Origin of the sequence: Enterococcus sp. DIV1208 (assembly GCF_050530455.1) — a bacterium.
GTDB classification, from domain to species: domain Bacteria; phylum Bacillota; class Bacilli; order Lactobacillales; family Enterococcaceae; genus Enterococcus_B; species Enterococcus_B hirae.
Genome location: NZ_CP172887.1, coordinates 1923009 through 1942087 on the forward strand (window position 1 = coordinate 1923009; position 19079 = coordinate 1942087).

At 36.5% G+C, this 19079-nt stretch carries 18 protein-coding genes; 2 read left to right on the forward strand and 16 right to left on the reverse strand.

Annotated features, from left to right (window positions below):
* Positions 1-68 precede the first annotated feature (68 nt).
* On the reverse strand, positions 69-968 hold the full coding sequence (locus tag IGK91_RS08810) for a deoxyribonuclease IV (protein ID WP_010737962.1): 900 nt from the start codon (positions 966-968) through the stop codon (positions 69-71).
* 292 nt (positions 969-1260) lie between these two features.
* On the opposite strand from IGK91_RS08810, the gene IGK91_RS08815 reads away from it, so the two are divergent.
* On the forward strand, positions 1261-3606 hold the full coding sequence (locus IGK91_RS08815; protein WP_081123219.1) for a transglycosylase domain-containing protein: 2346 nt from the start codon (positions 1261-1263) through the stop codon (positions 3604-3606).
* Positions 3607-3695: 89 nt separating this feature from the next.
* Here the strand turns inward: IGK91_RS08815 and IGK91_RS08820 are convergent, their stop codons facing one another.
* Positions 3696-5846 (reverse strand): hypothetical protein, encoded by a 2151-nt coding sequence (locus IGK91_RS08820; protein WP_081123220.1) that lies wholly within the window; start codon positions 5844-5846, stop codon positions 3696-3698.
* Positions 5847-6071: 225 nt separating this feature from the next.
* Positions 6072-7073 carry a catabolite control protein A gene (gene ccpA, locus IGK91_RS08825; RefSeq protein ID WP_010718548.1) on the reverse strand — a complete coding sequence of 334 codons (1002 nt, stop codon included), beginning with the start codon at positions 7071-7073 and terminating at the stop codon, positions 6072-6074.
* Between the two features lie 207 nt (positions 7074-7280).
* Here ccpA and IGK91_RS08830 point away from each other — a divergent pair, with 207 nt between their 5' ends.
* On the forward strand, positions 7281-8384 hold the full coding sequence (locus IGK91_RS08830; protein ID WP_010737965.1) for a M24 family metallopeptidase: 1104 nt from the start codon (positions 7281-7283) through the stop codon (positions 8382-8384).
* A gap of 81 nt (positions 8385-8465) precedes the next feature.
* Here IGK91_RS08830 and IGK91_RS08835 read toward each other — a convergent pair whose 3' ends face one another.
* From IGK91_RS08835 to pstB, 13 genes are all read right to left on the reverse strand, one after another.
* Positions 8466-8597 (reverse strand): hypothetical protein, encoded by a 132-nt coding sequence (locus IGK91_RS08835; RefSeq protein ID WP_010718550.1) that lies wholly within the window; start codon positions 8595-8597, stop codon positions 8466-8468.
* A gap of 267 nt (positions 8598-8864) precedes the next feature.
* Positions 8865-9461: a YtxH domain-containing protein gene (locus IGK91_RS08840; RefSeq protein ID WP_034867377.1), complete on the reverse strand. Its 597-nt coding sequence runs from the start codon at positions 9459-9461 to the stop codon at positions 8865-8867.
* Positions 9462-9463: 2 nt separating this feature from the next.
* On the reverse strand, positions 9464-9904 hold the full coding sequence (locus IGK91_RS08845) for a DUF948 domain-containing protein (protein ID WP_010718552.1): 441 nt from the start codon (positions 9902-9904) through the stop codon (positions 9464-9466).
* A 129-nt stretch (positions 9905-10033) separates the two neighbouring features.
* Positions 10034-10972, reverse strand: a complete 939-nt coding sequence (galU, locus tag IGK91_RS08850; RefSeq protein ID WP_010718553.1) for a UTP--glucose-1-phosphate uridylyltransferase GalU — start codon at positions 10970-10972, stop codon at positions 10034-10036.
* Between the two features lie 14 nt (positions 10973-10986).
* On the reverse strand, positions 10987-12012 hold the full coding sequence (locus tag IGK91_RS08855) for an NAD(P)H-dependent glycerol-3-phosphate dehydrogenase (protein ID WP_010737967.1): 1026 nt from the start codon (positions 12010-12012) through the stop codon (positions 10987-10989).
* A 43-nt stretch (positions 12013-12055) separates the two neighbouring features.
* The gene (lgt, locus tag IGK91_RS08860) at positions 12056-12886 is read right to left on the reverse strand and encodes a prolipoprotein diacylglyceryl transferase (RefSeq protein WP_010737968.1); all 831 of its coding nucleotides are present in this window, start codon (positions 12884-12886) and stop codon (positions 12056-12058) included.
* Between the two features lie 14 nt (positions 12887-12900).
* Positions 12901-13839 carry an HPr(Ser) kinase/phosphatase gene (gene hprK / locus IGK91_RS08865; RefSeq protein ID WP_010718556.1) on the reverse strand — a complete coding sequence of 313 codons (939 nt, stop codon included), beginning with the start codon at positions 13837-13839 and terminating at the stop codon, positions 12901-12903.
* Between the two features lie 191 nt (positions 13840-14030).
* Positions 14031-14381 carry a phage holin family protein gene (locus IGK91_RS08870; protein ID WP_010737969.1) on the reverse strand — a complete coding sequence of 117 codons (351 nt, stop codon included), beginning with the start codon at positions 14379-14381 and terminating at the stop codon, positions 14031-14033.
* A complete protein-coding gene (locus IGK91_RS08875) occupies positions 14381-14689 on the reverse strand; it encodes a PspC domain-containing protein (protein ID WP_010718558.1) in 309 nt (102 codons plus the stop codon). The genes IGK91_RS08870 and IGK91_RS08875 overlap by 1 nt, the downstream gene beginning before the upstream one ends.
* Positions 14690-14905: 216 nt before the next feature.
* Positions 14906-16477 (reverse strand): daptomycin-sensing surface protein LiaX, encoded by a 1572-nt coding sequence (gene liaX / locus IGK91_RS08880; RefSeq protein WP_010737970.1) that lies wholly within the window; start codon positions 16475-16477, stop codon positions 14906-14908.
* 241 nt (positions 16478-16718) lie between these two features.
* Positions 16719-17261, reverse strand: coding sequence for a hypothetical protein (locus tag IGK91_RS08885; RefSeq protein ID WP_014834518.1), 543 nt, complete (start codon positions 17259-17261; stop codon positions 16719-16721).
* A 358-nt stretch (positions 17262-17619) separates the two neighbouring features.
* A complete protein-coding gene (gene phoU, locus IGK91_RS08890; protein WP_010718561.1) occupies positions 17620-18297 on the reverse strand; it encodes a phosphate signaling complex protein PhoU in 678 nt (225 codons plus the stop codon).
* A 12-nt stretch (positions 18298-18309) separates the two neighbouring features.
* A complete protein-coding gene (gene pstB, locus IGK91_RS08895) occupies positions 18310-19068 on the reverse strand; it encodes a phosphate ABC transporter ATP-binding protein PstB (protein ID WP_010718562.1) in 759 nt (252 codons plus the stop codon).
* Positions 19069-19079 lie beyond the last annotated feature (11 nt).

A 19079-nucleotide genomic window follows, 5' to 3' on the forward strand; every position in this document is an offset into this window, starting at 1 on the left:
TTTTTTACTACTAATATCATGTAGTTTTTGCACAGATCCTACAATCAAAACTTTAAGGTTTCATTTGTTTATTCATTCACTGCTGCTAATAATTCTGGGAAAGCTTCTGGATCAAAGTGTTTTTCTTTTAACATAGCAATTTCTTTTCCATATGGTGCATAGGCCGTTTTTTTCTCTTTCCCTACATAAGGGGTTTCTAAGATTTTGGCAATATCTGAAAACATCGGTTCATGTACGATTTCTTTCAGTGCATCAAAACCGATCGTCCCGAAACCAATATTAGCATGACGATCCTTATGTGACCCTTGAGGATTCTTCGAGTCATTGATGTGTAACACTTTCAATCGATCCAAGCCGATTACTTTATCAAATTCTGTCATGACACCTGAAAAATCATGACACACGTCATAGCCTGCATCGTTCGTATGACAAGTATCAAATGTCACAGACAATTTTTCATTCAAAGTCACGCCATCAATGATCTGCGCTAATTCTTCAAATGTCCGACCGACTTCCGTCCCTTTACCAGCCATTGTCTCTAAAGCAATTTGTGCAGTCTGTTCTTTCGTCAAAACTTCATTCAATCCTTCAATGATTTTGGCGATACCAGCTTCGGCACCTGCACCGACATGGGCACCTGGATGCAAAGTGATCTGTGTTGCTCCTAAAGCCTCCGCTCGGACGATCTCTTCTCTTAAAAATTGAACCGCAAAAGGAAACATCTCCGGTTTAATCGTATTTCCCAAATTAATAATATAAGGTGCATGAACCACTATATCAGATAATCCATGTTCCTTCATATACGCTTTCCCCGCTTCGATATTCATGTCTTCAATTGCTTTACGTCTAGTATTTTGCGGTGCTCCAGTATAAATCATAAAGGTTGAAGCACCGTAACTTGCAGCTTCTTCTGCTGCCCCTAATAGCATTTTTTTCCCACTCATGCTTACGTGTGACCCTAATAACATAAAATTCTTCCTCTCCATAAAAAGTGAGTCAATGATCGAAATCCTTATCAAGCCATATTCCATTCATTGATAATCACTCTAAATAAGCTAATCTTTTTCTATTTTAACTGAACATATAGGGAAAGGAAAGTTTACGACTCGAAAACCGGTCTAGTGCTTTAAGTTTCTCGTTCACTCTATCATTCAGAAAAAGAAAGTTGAAATAATCCTTATAAAAATCACCATATCTGTTTTTTTGTTCCATTATTTGCTATAATTAGCGAAATAAAACTATTAGTTGAGGTGAACCCTTTTGCCACGTAAAGATACTCGGAAAAAGCAACATCGAAGGAAAAAGCAAAAATGGTTGGGATTAAACATCGCTTTTGGTGTCTTCCAATCACTGACTACTTTTATCGTCGTCCTTCTTCTGCTACTGGCAGCCCTTGGTGTTGGTATCGGAGCTGGTTATTTTGCCTATCTTGTTGAAGATACCGAAATACCATCCAAAGCAATCCTGCAATCAGAGCTTGGCAACATTACAGAAACATCTAAACTTGTTTATGCTGACAATTCTGAAATATCAAAGATCCAAACTGATTTAATGCGGACAGCCGTTCCTTCAGATCAAATTTCGCCTTTATTGAAAACTGCAATCATTAGTACTGAAGATGAGTATTTTGAGCGACATAACGGCTATGTACCAAAAGCTGTTTTGCGTGCTTTATTTTCTGAAGCAACTGGTATCGGTTCTTCCGGTGGTTCCACGTTGACTCAACAGTTAGTCAAACAACAAATCTTAACTGATGAAACAACATTCAAGCGAAAAGCAAATGAAATTTTATTAGCAGCACAAGTCGAGAAACACTTTTCCAAAAATGAAATTATTTCTATGTATCTAAATGTTTCTCCATTTGGTCGAAACAATAAAGGACAAAATATCGCTGGTGTACAAGAAGCAGCGAAAGGAATCTTTGGTGTTAATGCCAAAGATGTCAACTTACCACAAGCTGCCTTTATCGCAGGTTTGCCACAAAGTCCGATCACTTATAGTCCTTATACAAATACTGGGAGTTTAAAAGAAGACCTTTCAGCAGGATTGAATCGAAAAGATGTGGTTCTATTCAGCATGTATCGTGAAAATAAAATCACAAAACAACAATATGAAGAAGCGAAAGCTTATGATCTCACGAAAGATTTCTTACCACAACAGATTGCTGAACAAAGTGATCGTGAGTTTCTATATTATACCGTTATGGGTGAAGCCACAGAGATCATCACTAAACAATTAGCTGAAAAAGATGATGCAGATTTATCTGATAGTTCAGTCTATGATGCCTACTATCAAAAAGCACAACAAACGATCCAAAACAAAGGTTATACGATCCATTCAACGATCGATAAAAATGTTTATGCGGCAATGCAAGAAGCAGCAAAAAGTTATGGTCATCTATTAGACGATGGCAAAGCCACACAAGTTGAGACAGGAAATGTCTTGATGGATAATAAAACTGGTCGTATCTATGGTTTTGTTGGTGGTAGAAATTATCTACAAAACCAAAATAATCATGCTTTTGACACCCAAAGACAAGCTGGGTCTTCGATTAAACCAGTACTCGTGTATGGTCCAGCCATCGATATGGGGCTCGTAGGATCAGAATCACGTGTTTCTGATTACGCAACTACCTGGCAAGAAGGAAGTAACGCAGGAGAAAAAATCGTCAATGCAACGAATGAAGGTTCTAATACCTTCCAAACGATTCGAGAGTCTTTGGAATGGTCTAACAATATCCCTGCCTATCATTTATATCAGGATGTTTTAGAAAATGGTGGTTCTAAACAATATGCTTATGAAAATTACTTGGCAAAAATGAATTATCCAACCAACGATAATTGGAGCGTTGAGTCTGCACCTTTGGGAACCGTTGATGTAACGACTTTGGAACAAACCAATGGCTTCCAAGCTTTAGCTAATGGCGGGGTCTATCAAGAAGGTTATTTGATTGATTCAATTACTGATAACTCAGGAAAAGTCATCTACAAACATGAGGAAAAACCTGTAAGAGTGTATTCTGAAGCTACAGCATCAATTATGAATGATATGATGCGTAGTGTAATCACTGCGAAAATCACGACACCTTTTAAAGATGATATTACTGCTTTAAATCATGAACTGGGACAAGCGGATTGGATCGGCAAAACAGGTTCAACAAATGACTACCGTGATTCTTGGCTGATTGTTTCAACGCCATCTATTACGATCAGTAGTTGGGCAGGTCACGATGACAACACTGGAATGGACTCAAGAGCCCGATTACGTTCTTCTAGCTATTTAGCCAATCTCATTAATCAAGTATACCAAGCAAATCCAGCGATGTTCGGGACAAAGGATAAATTTGAATTATCTTCTGATGTCTCCAAGAAAAAAGTAGCATCCTTTACAGGACAACTTCCTGGTAAAGTTACTGTTGATAAGAAAACCATCGAAACACCAAGTCAGACAGTTGAATCGCTTTGGGCAAAAAATGGTCCAAAAAAATCAACATTCAAGTTTGGTGTCGGTGGAACGGATGAAAACTATAAAAACTATTGGGGAACTGCTTCAGCCTTTGCTCGAGAGCATCCAGCAAAAAAAGAAAATGATAAAGAAAAAGAATAACTCAGACTTTGTCAAATAATATTGATGAAACGCACCAACATTATTTGACAAAGGACCTAAAAAACAGTCGTCAATTATGGCGACTGTTTTTATCTTGTTAATTTTTCAGTAGCGCCCATACGCTTTTTTTCTTGCTGTTTGACTAAGTTCATTGCTTTATTCCTTTTTTGATCCACTGTTTGCTGTTGATGAGTATTTTTATCTGTAGTCGGTGAATATTTAGACTGATTTAGATCATTGGTAGCAGGTTTGCTTTTTTCTTTTTCATGTATGACTGGTTCCCATACCCCAATTTCAAACCACAGCGGGTTCGTTTCACTTGATTTCTTTAGGTTATCTGACTGTTGGTCATTTCCATTGATATTCATTGAGGGCTCAGCTTTTTCTAAATATAGGCTGGTTCCTTCTTTGAATTTAGGAGTAGTCAAGCTTTTAAAAGTGCTAGGGTTAAAACTATTTAGATCATTGGTAGCAAGGTTGCTTTTTTCTTTTTCATATATGACTGGTTCCCATACCCCAATTTCAAACCACAGCGGGTTCGTTTCACTTGATTTCTTTAGGTTATCTGACTGTTGGTCATTTCCATCGATATTCATCGAGGGCTCAGCTTTTTCTAAAGGTAGGCTTGCATCATCTTTGTCTTTTCCTTTAAAGTCACCTGATTGCCGGTTATCCCCTTCTTTGACAGTCATCGCTTGCTTACTTTCGATTTCCCTACAATAATCGCTATTGTTTTCTCTATTTGGCTCTTCAGGACTTTGCATTTTACTTTCATCTTTATTCCAATTGGTTCTTTCGCTACTGTTCGTTTGTACTTCTATCCATACTTGTGGGTCATGCTGTTTTTGTTTCTCTTCTTCCAAACGTATGCTGTCAACCCTTTTTTGATTACGTTCATTTGAAGCTTCACGTCTTTTTCTCCATTTGTTGACAGGATCTAATAACTCAATAGATTGATTGTTTTGAAATTGGATGACTGTATCATTTTCCATGCTTTTTTTCAAAATATCGTTAAAATTGTCTCTAAACCGTCCATATATTTGACTTACTTTCCTACTAATGCTAACTAAAATAGCATCGATTTTACTGTCAGACAATTCACTTTTTTTCAAAGTAGAAAGATATTCAAAAGAATAACTCTCCGTATGTAAACCTATATGTTTTGCTAAGATATAACCAATCGCTTCTGATTTAAAATATTCTAATTGGTCTGGATAATCGGTACTAGTCCCTCTTGTCTTATGTATGGCTGAACGCATAAAGTTACTCAATGTTTGTTTATCATTCATCCCTGACTGAATCTCGATTGGCATATTTTTAAATTGGTTAATACTTTGGAACAAAATTTGGTAGAGAAATGAATCAACTGTTTGATTCCCTACATAGTATGCTGGTCTGGGTATTTCTTGCTTTTCCGCTAATTCACTAACATCGAAAACCTGTACTAGAAAAGAGGCTGTTAGTTTACTTTTTGTTTCTTTGTCGAAACGTACTTCTGTATGGTCTCTATAAAGTGCCTCTGGACCCAGTTTTAATTTTTTTTCTAGTTTCTTCCATTCCTGAGCCTCGAGAGCCAATTGGACATCTGGTTTTTGGGCGATCAGGTTTTGGGTTATTTTTGAGTGTTGCCAAGGAAGATGCGCTGTAACAGATAAAAACTTAATAAAATTATCCTCTTCTAGAAAAGTTGAAAGTTGTTTTTTTCGATACGTTTCAATCCCTTCCCTATCCCCCCGTTTGTTCAAGCTTTGTATACTTTTATCGTCTATTCCCTCATTAAACCTAAGATTTAGTATATATTCAACTCCTTCTGGAAATAAGTCAATTGAGCTATCCCACTTAACACGTGCATTAATATGATGTGCCACACTTACAAAATAATAAAATTTTTCTATGATCTTTTCTTTATTTTCTTCTATAAACGGACGATATAATTCCATTCCCGGATCCTTAGTTACTATTACCAGTGAAGAATCAAGATATAAGGAATGATTAAAAACAAAACCTGGAGTACAGCGACGATTGTTCTTGTACTTCTCTTCCATTACTGGTAATGGAAATACAAAATCTGTAATAGCATTCTCTGTAAAAGATTTAATAGGAATATACCAATTTCTCCTATTTCTTTCCAATGCAAGATATGTCCTATTTAAATTTTCTAATATTATGTCTTTATACTTTGAAGTTTTTAACTCATCGTAAACATCAGGAAGCAGTTTCACAAAATAAAAATCTGACATTTATAACTTCTCCTTACAATTTAAATTTTCTCTTCTGATAGAGATTCCATTTCATTATACGGAATAAAAAGCTAAAATTTGTCCAAATTTTTACAAAAAAAATAAATAGTTGTTCTTGTTAACTAGCTAAAAGCTTCAACGAATGTTTACTTATTTCAATCACTGAATCTTTTTAGAGGTTAAAAACACTCCACTAGCATCATCTAGTGGAGTGTTAATCACTTATTATTTCGTCGATCCTTTTTCTTCAATTCCATAAGGTAAGATAATTGTTTTTTCTTCAACTTCTTCTTTATTCATCATTTTTGTTAATAGACGCATTGAAACGGCACCTAAATCATACAATGGTTGTGTGATACTTGTTAGGCGTGGACGTGCAACTTCTGTTAACAATGAGTTATTACTTGTAATGATCTCAAATTCTTCCGGTACTTTCACACCCTTATCTAAAAGACCATCTAAAATACCGATAGCTAATTCATCATCTGAAACATAAACAGCTGTTGCGCCACTATTATGAATGCGATCAACTAGGGTTAATCCGTCTTTAAAGTTATACTCTGCTTCAAAGATCAAACCTTCGCTGTAAGGTAAATTATTTTCTTTAAGTGCTTCTTTATATCCTTTCAAGCGATTTTGACCATTGATTGGATCAATCAATGCCCCACTGACAAAGGCAATTTTTTTATTGCCATTCTTAGCTAATTTATTGACAGCATCCTTAGTTGCTGAAGTGTAATCGATATTCACACTTCCAACTTGTTCATCAGGGTCAATTGAGCCAGCCAATACTACAGGAGTCTTAGATCGAGAAAACTCACCACGGATTTCATCAGTGATATGATGTCCCATGAAGATCACGCCATCTACTTGTTTTGCTAACAAGTTATTTAATACATTCACTTCTTTTTGATCATTGCCGTCTGAATTTGCTAAAATGATGTTGTATTTGTACATTGTAGCAACATCATCGATCCCACGTGCTAAAGAAGCAAAAAACATATTGCTGACATCTGGAATGATTACCCCTACTGTCGTTGTCTTCTTACTTGCTAGCCCACGTGCAACAGCATTCGGACGATAGTCCAATCGATCAATGACTTCTAACACTTTTTTTCTAGTCGCAGGTTTGACATTCGGATTCCCGTTAACGACACGTGAAACAGTAGCCATCGAAACATTTGCCTCTCTCGCTACATCATAAATAGTAATTGTTTGCTTTTCCATTCTTGCTCTCCTGTTCATTTTTATATGTTTTCTGAAAATACGCTTTACATTTCTAAAACAGGATAACAAATAATACTCAAAATTGCAACCGTTTTACTACCGCTTTCATGAAAATAATTCATTTTTTCACTTTTATACGTTGGTCTTTGAAACATTAAGTGGTACAATTATCTAATAATTCAATAAATTAGAAAGAAGGATGCCAAAATGAATAACGTAAAAATCAACGAATTACGTAAATGGATGGCTCAAAATCAAGTGGATCTTGCCTATATTAGTGATCCAGGACACATCGCTTATTTTTCAGGATACGAAAGTGAACCCCATGAACGTGTCTTAGCACTATTTATCCCACTTGAACAGGATCCTTTTTTATTCACTCCGGCTTTAGAAGTTGAAGATGCACAAAACAGTGCATGGTCTTTTGATGTTCGTGGCTATTTAGACAGCGAAAATCCTTGGGAAATCATTGGGAAAGAAATTCGTCACCGTTATGGTCAGCCTGGAAATATCGGAATCGAAAAAAATGCGTTAACCGTTGATCGTTTCGATGCCATTTCAGATGTTCTAACTGGTTCTGACAACTTTACTGATTTAACAGCAATCATTCAACGTCTCCAATTAATCAAAACGTTGGAAGAAAAAGACCAATTACTTGCTGCTGGTAAATGGGCAGATGTTGCCTTTGAAATCGGCTTTAAGGCAGTAAAAGAAGGTGTTACTGAGCAAGCAATCATTGCAGAAATCGAATATCAACTAAAAAAACAAGGTGTTTCGCAAATGTCGTTTGACACGCTCGTTTTAGCTGGTAAAAACGCAGCAAGCCCCCACGGTGCTCCAGGCAGCACAAAAATTTCGCCTAATGAACTTGTTTTGTTTGATTTAGGTGTTGTTTGGGATGGTTATTGCAGCGATGCTACTCGAACTGTAGCCTATAAAAAACCAACTGAATTTCAGGAAAAAATTTATCAAATCACACTTGAGGCACAATTAGCTGCCCAAGCAGCTGTACGTCCCGGCGTAACGGCTGCCGAACTAGATCAAATTGCAAGAAATGTAATCAATAGCTATGGCTATGGCGAATACTTCAATCATCGTCTAGGTCACGGAATCGGAACCACTGTCCATGAATTTCCTTCCCTTGTAGCAGGAAATGATTTAGTCATCGAAGAAGGCATGTGCTTCTCACTTGAACCAGGAATCTATATCCCTGATCAAGTAGGTGTTCGAATCGAAGACTGTGTCTATGTGACAAAAGACGGCTGTATTCCATTTACAACTACGCCAAAAGAATTATTGGTTATTGAGTAAGGTCGTGAAAGAAGCGGTTAACTCCGAACGAATAAGCGATGATTTTTTAAAATAGCTTCTCTTATTTTAGAAAATTATCGTTTATTGTTGAGGAGTTGCTTCTTGAACGCCGTTTATCACTTCTACATCTATTAATGAGTCTAGGGTGACTGTTAGTCCTAGACTCATTTTTTTCTTATCTTCAACCTCACTAATCGTTGTTGGCTCATTCATACCAAAGAGCTCTGGTTACCAATAGATTATACGAATTCTTCTGATCATTCTGGTTCTTTTATAGTGTCTTCACTCTCATGGTAATAAGCATGCTATCAAGTGATTACGCAAATTAGACCTTTACATTATGTATTATTCTAGCAATTATCAAACAAAAAAATATCAAAGCTAGGAAACTTTGCTAGCTTTGATATTCATCACTTGTTCCGTTCGATTAACTGAAATCGAAAAAGTATCTATTAATTACCTACTAAAAATAGAAATTGGCTATTTTCCATTGTCAGTAAATGTATCTTTTAAATCTTCTTTTTTAGCTTTGACATCTTCTTTAGCCATATCTGCCATTGCTTGCGCATCTTTTACGACTGGTTTTGCTTCAGCAATGCCTTCTTTGACTGTTTGTCCAGCTTCACCTGCAGCATCTTTCGCATTGATCATCATATCTTCAGATGCATCTTTAACTGTTTCATTCATTTGTCCGACTGGCTTTTTAAGCTCATCTGCTGATTTCTTGAAGCGATGAGAAAGATCTTCTGATTGTTCTTTTAATGTTAATAAAATGTCTTCAGACTCATCTTCGACATCATTTGCAGAATGATTGACTTTATTTTTCACGCTACCAGCTAAGTCACCAGCTTGTTGGGATAGATCTTGCGCTTTTTCTTTTGCGATGTCTGTTAATGTCGCTGATTTTTCTTTTGCCATATCCGTGTAGTCTGAAGCCATATCAAGTAAATCATCTGCTTGTGCAGCAAGTTCATCGCGTAGTTCTTTTCCTGACTTTGGTGCTAATAATAATGCTGCGACTGCCGCTGCTGTCCCACCAATAACTGCTCCTAGTAAAAATCCACCTTTTTTTGCCATAATTAAATTCCTCCAGTCTTTTCTGTATGTTTTTTATTTTTGAAAAACTTTAAAGCTGTGCCACCAACTTTTCCAGCCACGGTAGCTTTAGCTGTTGTACGCCCAATCCCACCAACTTTGGTTACGATATTTTTACTTGATGTATTCAATTCTGACACGCTTTCACTTAAATCTGCGATAGCTGTAAATAATGGATCAATCGTTTCTACTTTCCCATTGATGTCTAAAAGCAATTCATTACTTTTGACTAGTAAACCTTCCACCTGCCTTGACAAAAGATCGACATCTTTGGTGACGACTTCAATCGTCGTATTTGCTTCTGCCACTGTTTGATCCACTTTTTCTAATGTTTTTGATAATTGTAACAATACTCTTATGATAAAAACAACGAGGACTGCAAATGCGATGGCCGCAATCAGCCCAGCAATTTCTCCGCCTGTCATACTCGAACTCCCTTCTGATACTCTTTCTATAAGCATAGCATTTTCGCATTTTTTAAACAAATAAAAAATAGCAAAGCTTCAACTACTTTTTTTGGATAAGAGCAGTTGAAGCTTTCATTGCTAAAAAATTTATTTTTTCAGCTCATCTTTTGATTCAATTTTTTTGTTGTCTTTTTTTGGTACCATCGTTTGATCAGCTTCTAATTGTTTCCCTAGCTCTTTGATATATTCTTTTAATGGTTCGCCGACTTCTGGATGAGTCAAGCCGTATTCGATACTGGTTTTCATGAAACCAAACTTGTCACCAACATCATAGCGTTTGCCTGTAAAGTTACGAGCAAATACTCGTTGTGTTTTATTCAATGTATCAATCGCATCTGTCAGTTGGATTTCATTCCCAGCACCTGGTTGTTGTTCTGCCAAAACATCAAAGATTTCAGGAGTTAATAAATAGCGTCCAATAATAGCTAAATTACTTGGTGCTTTACTTGGGTCTGGTTTTTCAACGAAGTTTTTAACATTGAACAATCCTTCTTCTAATTCTTCACCAGGATTAATAATTCCGTATTTAGACGTATCTTTTTGTGGCACTTCCATCACTGCGATTGTTGATGCATGTGTCCGCTCATAGTCATCAATCAATTGTTGTGTCAAAGGTACTTCATCTTCCATGATATCATCACCTAACATCACAACAAAAGGTTCATTACCGATAAAAGCACGGGCTTGTAATACAGCATGTCCTAACCCTTTTGGATGAGATTGACGAATGAAGTGTAGATTTACATCAGTTGTTTCTTCAACCAACTTCAATAATTCTGTTTTCCCTTTTTCACTCAAATTCGTTTCTAACTCGATATTTGAATCAAAATGGTCTTCGATTGGTCGTTTTGCTTTCCCAGTGACGATCAAAATGTCTTCGATCCCTGATTTAAGTGCTTCTTCTACGATAAATTGAATCGTTGGTTTGTCAACGATTGGAAGCATTTCTTTTGCCATCGCTTTTGTTGCAGGTAAAAATCTTGTTCCTAAACCTGCTGCTGGAATAACTGCCTTTTTTACTTTCATTTGTCATCTCTCCTCTAAAAAATTAATCGTGAAAATTCATTTTCTTTTTTTCCATCTCGCAACATGATTTCTCTTGCCGCAATTTGTACATTTTTATTTTCATAAAGTACTTCATAAATTGTTTGAGTGATTGGCATGTCTACACCTACTTGCTGAGCAAGTTCTTTTGCGGCTTTTGTCGTATGGACACCTTCCACAACCATCCCCATATTTTCCAATACTTCTGACAGTTCATGCCCTTTACCTAACAAATTGCCCGCTCGCCAATTTCGCGAATGGATACTAGTACAAGTAACGATCAAATCGCCCACACCACTAAGACCAATAAAAGTCAATGGGTTGGCACCCATGGCAACACCTAAACGACTGATTTCAGCTAAACCTCTAGTCATAATAGCAGCTTTTGCATTATCCCCGAAACCTAATCCGTGGATTGCTCCTGCACCAAGAGCAATAATATTTTTCAATGCAGCCCCCATTTCAACCCCAATCACATCAGGGTTGGTATAAATCCTAAAATAATGATTCATGAATAACTTTTGGACAAAGGAAGCTGTTTTTTGATCTGTGCTAGCAGCTGTGATCGTAGTAATGTCATGATTTGCTACTTCTTCTGCGTGACTCGGACCAGATAAAACAGCAATGGATTGACGTTTGTCACTCGGGATCTCTTCTAAAAGAATTTCTGAGATCCGTTTGTGTGTTTCCTGTTCTAGACCCTTGCTTGCATGGATGATTACAGGCTTGGTATTCAATTTAGTGACCACCTCTTGTGCTACAGAGCGAATGGCTCGTGTCGGAATCACGAATAACAAGGCATCAATATCTTGAACTGCCTGTTCCAACTCACTAAAACCACGGATTGACATTGACAAATGATAGTCGGGTAAATATTTTTGATTGGTGTGTTGTTGGTTGATCTCGTCTATTTGCGATTGACGATGTCCCCATAGGCGAACATCATGTCCATTTTCAGCAAGAACTTGCGCAAGAGCTGTCCCCCATGAGCCAGCTCCTAAGACTGCCACCCTATATTTCATTTTACCACTCCTGCTATTTTTTTCATTTTTTTAGCTCTGTAAATTAGATAATCATTTGATTTTTACCAAAAGTGCGATCGTAATCTGGTAGATTTCCTTTTTTTCTACGCCAGATAAACAGAATAATTGTTCCAACGAATAAAAAGGCTGACAACAATTGGGAGATACGAATAACACCTAAGAAGTATAAACTATCTGTCCGTAATCCTTCGATAAAAAAGCGCCCGAAGCTGTACCACATCACATAAACAAGTAAAACTTCTCCTTTTTTCAGTAAATGCTTTTTGTTTCTTAAAAATAGGAGTAGGATAAAGCCAATCAAACTCCAAACGGATTCATATAAAAAGGTAGGTTGACGATAAAAACCTTCAATGTACATATTATCAATTATGAATCTTGGGATATGAAGATTTTCTAAAAAGATTCTCGTCGTGACAGGGCCATAAGCTTCATGATTCATAAAATTTCCCCAACGCCCAATTGCTTGAGCGAGTAGGACACTTGGTGCGGCAATATCTAAAAATGTCCACATGGAAATAAAGTGGTATTTGGTAAAGAAATATAAAGTAATGGCACCTGCGATCAATCCACCATAAATAGCTAACCCGCCAGAACGGATATTGAATATTTGAATAGGATCAGCTATATATTGTGGTAAATCAAATAAAATATAGTACAACCGTGCCCCAATAATTGAAAGTGGCAATCCCCACAACATAAAATCAGTGATATCCTCAGATTTTAAGCCAACACGTACGGCTTCACGGCTACTTAGCCACATGGCAATAATTATTCCCGATACAATGATCAAAGCATACCAATAGATTGGTATTCCTAAAAGATTGAACGCTACCCGATCGATTTGCGCTATCATGTTTCCACTCCTTGCTATTGTGCCCCTGAATTTTCTTCGATCAGACGACTTAATCTTTCTTCAAACGTTTTTGTTGCATCAAATCCCATCGTTTTTGCTCGGAAATTCATTGCTGCGACTTCGATGATGATGGCCACGTTTCGTCCAGTTTTGACAGGTATTTTTATTTGTGGAATCCCCACTTCTGCAATTTCCACAGAAGTATCTTCAGAACCTAGTCGATCATATTTTTTGTCCTTCGCCCAGGCTTCTAAATAAACGGCTAACTGCACTTGCATTGAACCACGGACAGCACTTGCTCCAAACAAGTTCATGACATCAATGATTCCGATCCCTCTGATCTCTATCAAGTGTTCTAAGATTTTTGGTGGTTCACCAATGACTGTCAGTTCATCTTGTTGATAAACATCTACTCGGTCATCAGCAATCAGGCGATGACCACGTTTGATTAATTCTAATGCGGTTTCACTCTTACCAATTCCGCTATCCCCTTGAATGAGTACACCTAACCCATAAACATCGACTAGCACACCATGAACGCTCGTTCTAGGAGCTAAACGACCATCTAAATAACTAGATAATTCTCCAAGCAAACGTGATGTGGAGATTGGTGAACGTAAGACAGCCATACCGTATTCGTTGGCTGCTTGAATCATTTCTTCAGAAGCTGGAAGCCCCCGAGAAATAATGAATGCTGGCATATCCTCACTGCACAATCTTCTCATGATCATCAGTCTTTCTTCCGGCATCATCCGTTCAGCAAAGCTAATCTCTTTGCTCCCAAATAATTGTAAACGATCATGTGAATAATAATTAAAATAACCGGTCAATTCTAAACCAGGTCTTGAGATGTCACCAGTTACGATAACACGCTCCAAACTCTTTTCATCACCAGTCACTATTTCTAATGATAATTTTTCTACTAATTGGCTTACTTTTACAACTTCTGCCATTCGTGCTACCTCATTTCTATTAGAGTGTTCCTTCCCATTTTATCATTGTCTGACAAAAAGTACTACCAAATAAAAAAAACGTTTTTATTTTAAATTCACTTTTTTTATAAAACAAAGCAAAAAGGTACAACCAAGGAATTTAAGACATTTCCCATGGATGTACCCTTTTAGTCATTATCGATTGTTCACGTTTACCTTCTACTATTGTGTTCACTGACAATCATATTCACCACTGACATGATCACAGCAATCAAAAAAGCTGAACCAAAGGAAGCAAAATTAAAATTAGATGCTCCAACAAAAAAGGAAGTCATCTTCAAGATTGCCGCATTGATGACAAATGTGAACAAGCCCAGTGTCACTAAAGTGAATGGTAGTGATAAAATTGTTAGAATAGGTTTAATGAACATATTCAAGATGGACAATACGAAACTTGCTAAAATAGCTGTCCAAATACTATCTACATAAATCATCGTCGGAAAAATCACTGCCAGAGAGATGAACGTCAACGTATTCACGATGAGGCGCTGAAGATAAGACATTAGAAGTCACTCCATTCGTCATCATTGACCTTTTCCGCCTCTTTACGTTTTTTTGTTTGTTCATGATGATAATTATTATTTTGATAATATTGGTTTTCATGCCCATAACGAGTCTGTTTGTTTCGTCCAGAAGGGATGAGCAAAGCCAATAAAATATATAAGATAACTGGACTTCCAAATGCCACTAAGCTTAGGAATACATAGATCACACGAACTACCGTTGGATCAATTCCAAGATATTCTGCAATCCCAGCTAATGTACCAGTCAAAACAATATTTTTATTTGATTTTGTCAATTTTCTTTTCATTTTACTTTCACCTCTGTTCTATTCATTTTAATGGAAGAAAAAGAGTGTGACAATAGATAAACTGTTCATTCTCACTACACTTTTTCTCCAAAGATTTTTGCTTTTCCTCGTTAAAGGAACGAATGACCAAGTATCATCGTTTAATAGTGAACGTACATCCCACTTATCAATCCTGCTTTCGATTGTTAGAATAAGCTAACTCACCGGTTGATTACTTTATTGATCCGTATCTTTTAAATAAATACTACCAGTCGTAGTCGATAATTGGATTCTAGCTACTTCATTTTCAGAGAGACGACGGAACTGTAGTAATTGATTGGTCCGTTCTTTTTTTTCACGGATTACTTCATAATCAGTCAGGCGGCTGTTGATGCTGCCTAAACTTGTTTTCGCATTACCTTCCATGCCAATTCCTGTTGGTAAAGCTACTTTGACATTGCCATTGACTGAACTTGCTTCAATTTTTTTCAAATGTTCTTCTTTCATTGTCAACCGTACATCCCCATTAACGAGAGAAACGGAAAGATTTTCAGGGGTTGTTCCTACAGTGACCGTACCATTCACTGTTTCGATGATCGAATCTAAGATTGCACCTGATTGAACATCGATATTCCCATTAACGCCTTCAATTTCAAGCATGGTTGCTTGTAATTTTTGAATGACGATATTTCCATTTGTCGATTTGGTGTACACATCTTTACCTTCTAAGTCGTTAATCGTAATATTCCCATTTAACAATTTGATTGCTGTATGGTCATATACTCGTTTTGGTAAATAAAAGACTAGATCCGCACGTACACGTTTATTTGGAATTTGGAATGAGACATGCTCATCATTGACTTCAATTTGACTACGTTCTAAGAATGCCTCGAATGGTTCTGCATTCATTTTACCGTATAATTTGATTTTAGCTTCAACTTTCACATCTTCACTTTCCCAAGTTTTCAATGTGACATTTCCGTTTGCAGCTTTGATATCAAGAATACTTGCTGCAGGTGCTTCATAATAAAATTCGTGTTCAAATTTTGTCGTTGCGATACCTGGTACACGGAGATTGACATCTTTCCATTCCATGTTTTCATTAACTGTTTCCGATACCGTTTGGAATGTCTTCCGCAAAAACTTGCCTAGCTGAGAACCAGCTTCAGACATTTTTTCTCCAACTTGGTTCAATGTATCGTTGGCTTGTTCTTTCCAGTCATCTGGTAACTCAAATTTATCAGCAATTGTTTCTTTCTTTTCTGTCCATTGATTTTTGCGAATATCTTTTAATTCTGCTTCTAGTTTCAATTGTTCTTCTGTTAATTGTTCACTCGCAGCTTCTAATTCCTTGATCTCAGATTCAAGAGTCTTTCTTTGGAGAAGCTCATCTTCTGTTAGTTCATCCAATTCTTCTTTGGTATTCAGCTGCATCAATGTTTCCTGTTTGTCATTGCGTGCCGCTTTATTTTGTGCTAACTTTTCATTCACTTCGTCTAAATGAGCCGACGTTTGATTTGCTTGTGTTGCTAACTCATCTAAGATACGTTCCAAATTTTCTTGATCTTCTTTTTCATTTTGTTTTGGATCGGCATTAAAATGGATTTCTTCTGATGTGCCATTTTCCAATTCATCGATCAATTGAGTTGCTTGATCTTTTTCTTTATGACTAGCAGTTACTTTATCTGCTTCTTTTGCGATTTGCTTTTCATCTTTCTCAGTTGCCATGCTTTCTAATAAATCTAAGCCCTCTTCAGTGGAAAGGATCCCTTTTTTAACTAAGTCTAAAATACGTTCTCTTTCTTTCATGGAAATTGCCTCCTTAAGCAAATATAGTTTGCAAGCTTTTCCTTACATTCATATTATGCACGGAATGGAAGAAAAAGTCATAGGACTTAAGTTGTAACTTTTTCTCCAACTTGAGTTACTGAACGATTTACTTCCCATTGAACCAGCCAATAATGCTTTAAAAACAATATTTCTTTCCCTTTTTATGGCAAGAAATATTGTTTTCTATTTTTTTATGAATTATGTATGAATATTATGGATATTAAAAAAGCAATTGGATAAATGACCATAAATAGCGTATAACACGAAACAGGATAACTAGTAAAAATATATTTCCGACAATAAAACGTCCCATATTACCAATACTTTCTTTTAAATTACTAAATGTAAACCGACGCAAAAAACGTGGCATTGAATGATAGCCGTTTCGCTTCAAACGAAACTTTTCTTCATAGGTTAGTTCAAGCATATCATAATAAACAATTTGAAGTGGTTCACGCGGAAAAAAGGACTTGGAGAATCCAACCATCAATGTATACTGTTTATTCCTTGACGGCAAATTACGCATACCAGTTTTGTTAATCCTGACACTCTTGTCTTCAAGATCATTATAGCTATACTCTGCTTCTTGGATCTTAACGATTTTTGCTTCTGGTTGATTTATCTCTAGATATTTTTGATAGACCTCTGGAAATTTTTGTTTTTGCAGATAAAGATAAATACCTCCCCCAGCAATGATTATCATCAGTAAAACATTATAAAGCAAATGTTCCTGAAAGATGCCTGTATAAGCCAGAACAATCACGAGTACGAATGCTAAGATTAGAATTCGCTTTCAATAATAACTTTGATACATTCTTTTGATTGTCCGCTCATAATAAGCAAAATCTTGCTCAACAAATTTCATCTTCTTTCACTCCTTTTCATCTCTATGCTCTTATTATAATTGAACGAGTTGAAAAAACAAAGACTAGTCGCTGAATTTCGATTATACAAATGACAATTAGTCTTGACCTTTTTCTCTCAGAGAAGTCAGCAATATTCACTCTAAGTCTTCAAGTTACAAAAAAACCGAAGAATTCCTAGGATATTTCCTATTTTGGAATTTTTCGGCTTATTTCTTATAACTCACACGTTGATCGTTACTTTCCAATCTTCAAGAGTTAGAAAATTTCGTTATGATTTGAGTTTAATTCGGTGATTTTTCCTGTAGCTAGATACACGATCCATTCACAAATATTCGTTACATAATCGCCAATCCGTTCTAAGTAGCTGGCAACATTTAGATAATCTGTCCCACTGATGACTGTTTCTGGATCAGACTGCATATTTTTGATCGTTGCATTGTAGATGCGATTGAAATAATCATTGACCCGTTGATCCATATTTGCGATCGTTCGAGCATCTTTTTCATCCGTTTTGACGTAAGCAACCAACACATTGTCCACCATTTTTTTGACATAATCAGACATATCAGAGATTTCTTTTTCGATCTCTGGGATTCTGGTTTGACCTTTCACACGAATCGTTGATTTGGCAACTGAAACCGCATGATCTGCCATTCGTTCCAAATCAGAACTAGCTTTCATCACGGTAATAATCATCCGTAAGTCTGTAGTCACTGGTTGTTGCAAAGCAATCATTTCAAAACTTTTTTTCTCTAAACGTGTTTCCATGTCGTTGATTTTAATATCATTTTCGATCACTTCTTGAGCAAGTGCTTTATCATGTTTGATATAAGAACGAACTGATTTATGCACTGCACTACTTACCATCATCCCCATCTCATAAAATTGATTATGAAGGTTAAGTAGTTCTTCTTCAAACTGTGTACGTAACATTTCGTTTCCTCCTTATCCAAATCGCCCTGAGATATAGTCTTCCGTTTCTTGTTTTTCTGGAGTCATAAAGATTTTTTTCGTATCATTGAACTCAATTAAATTCCCATCTAAGAAAAAGGCTGTTTTATCAGAAATCCGTGAAGCTTGTGACATATTATGCGTAACTATAATCATAGTATATCTTTCCTTTAATTCCAAGAGCATGCTTTCGATTTTCCCAGTAGAAACAGGATCAAGCGCACTAGTTGGCTCATCTAACAAAATAATTTCTGGATTGACGGCTAACACTCTTGCAATGCATACCCGTTGTTGTTGACCACCTGATAAGGATAAGGCACTTTTATGCAGTTTGTCTTTGACATCATCCCACACAGATGCAGCCTTTAAACTTTCTTCGACTACTTGATCAAGGACTTTTTTATCTTTTTCGCCTTTTAGTTTTAACCCATAGATCACATTTTCGTAAATCGAAAAGGGAAAAGGATTTGGTTGTTGGAAGACCATTCCAATTTCTTTACGCAATTCAACAATGTCCGTTTTAGGGCCATAGATATCTTTTCCTTTATACAGGACACTTCCAGTGATCGTCACACTCGGTATCAAATCATTCATTCGATTCAATGAGCGTAGATAAGTTGATTTACCACAGCCAGAAGGACCAATCATCGCTGTGATTTCGCCTTGATTGAAGCTTAGATCGATTCCTTTTAACGCTTCTTTTTTTCCATAATATAAGTGAAGATCTTTTGATGAGATAATTTCTTTTGTCATAACGAATCCTC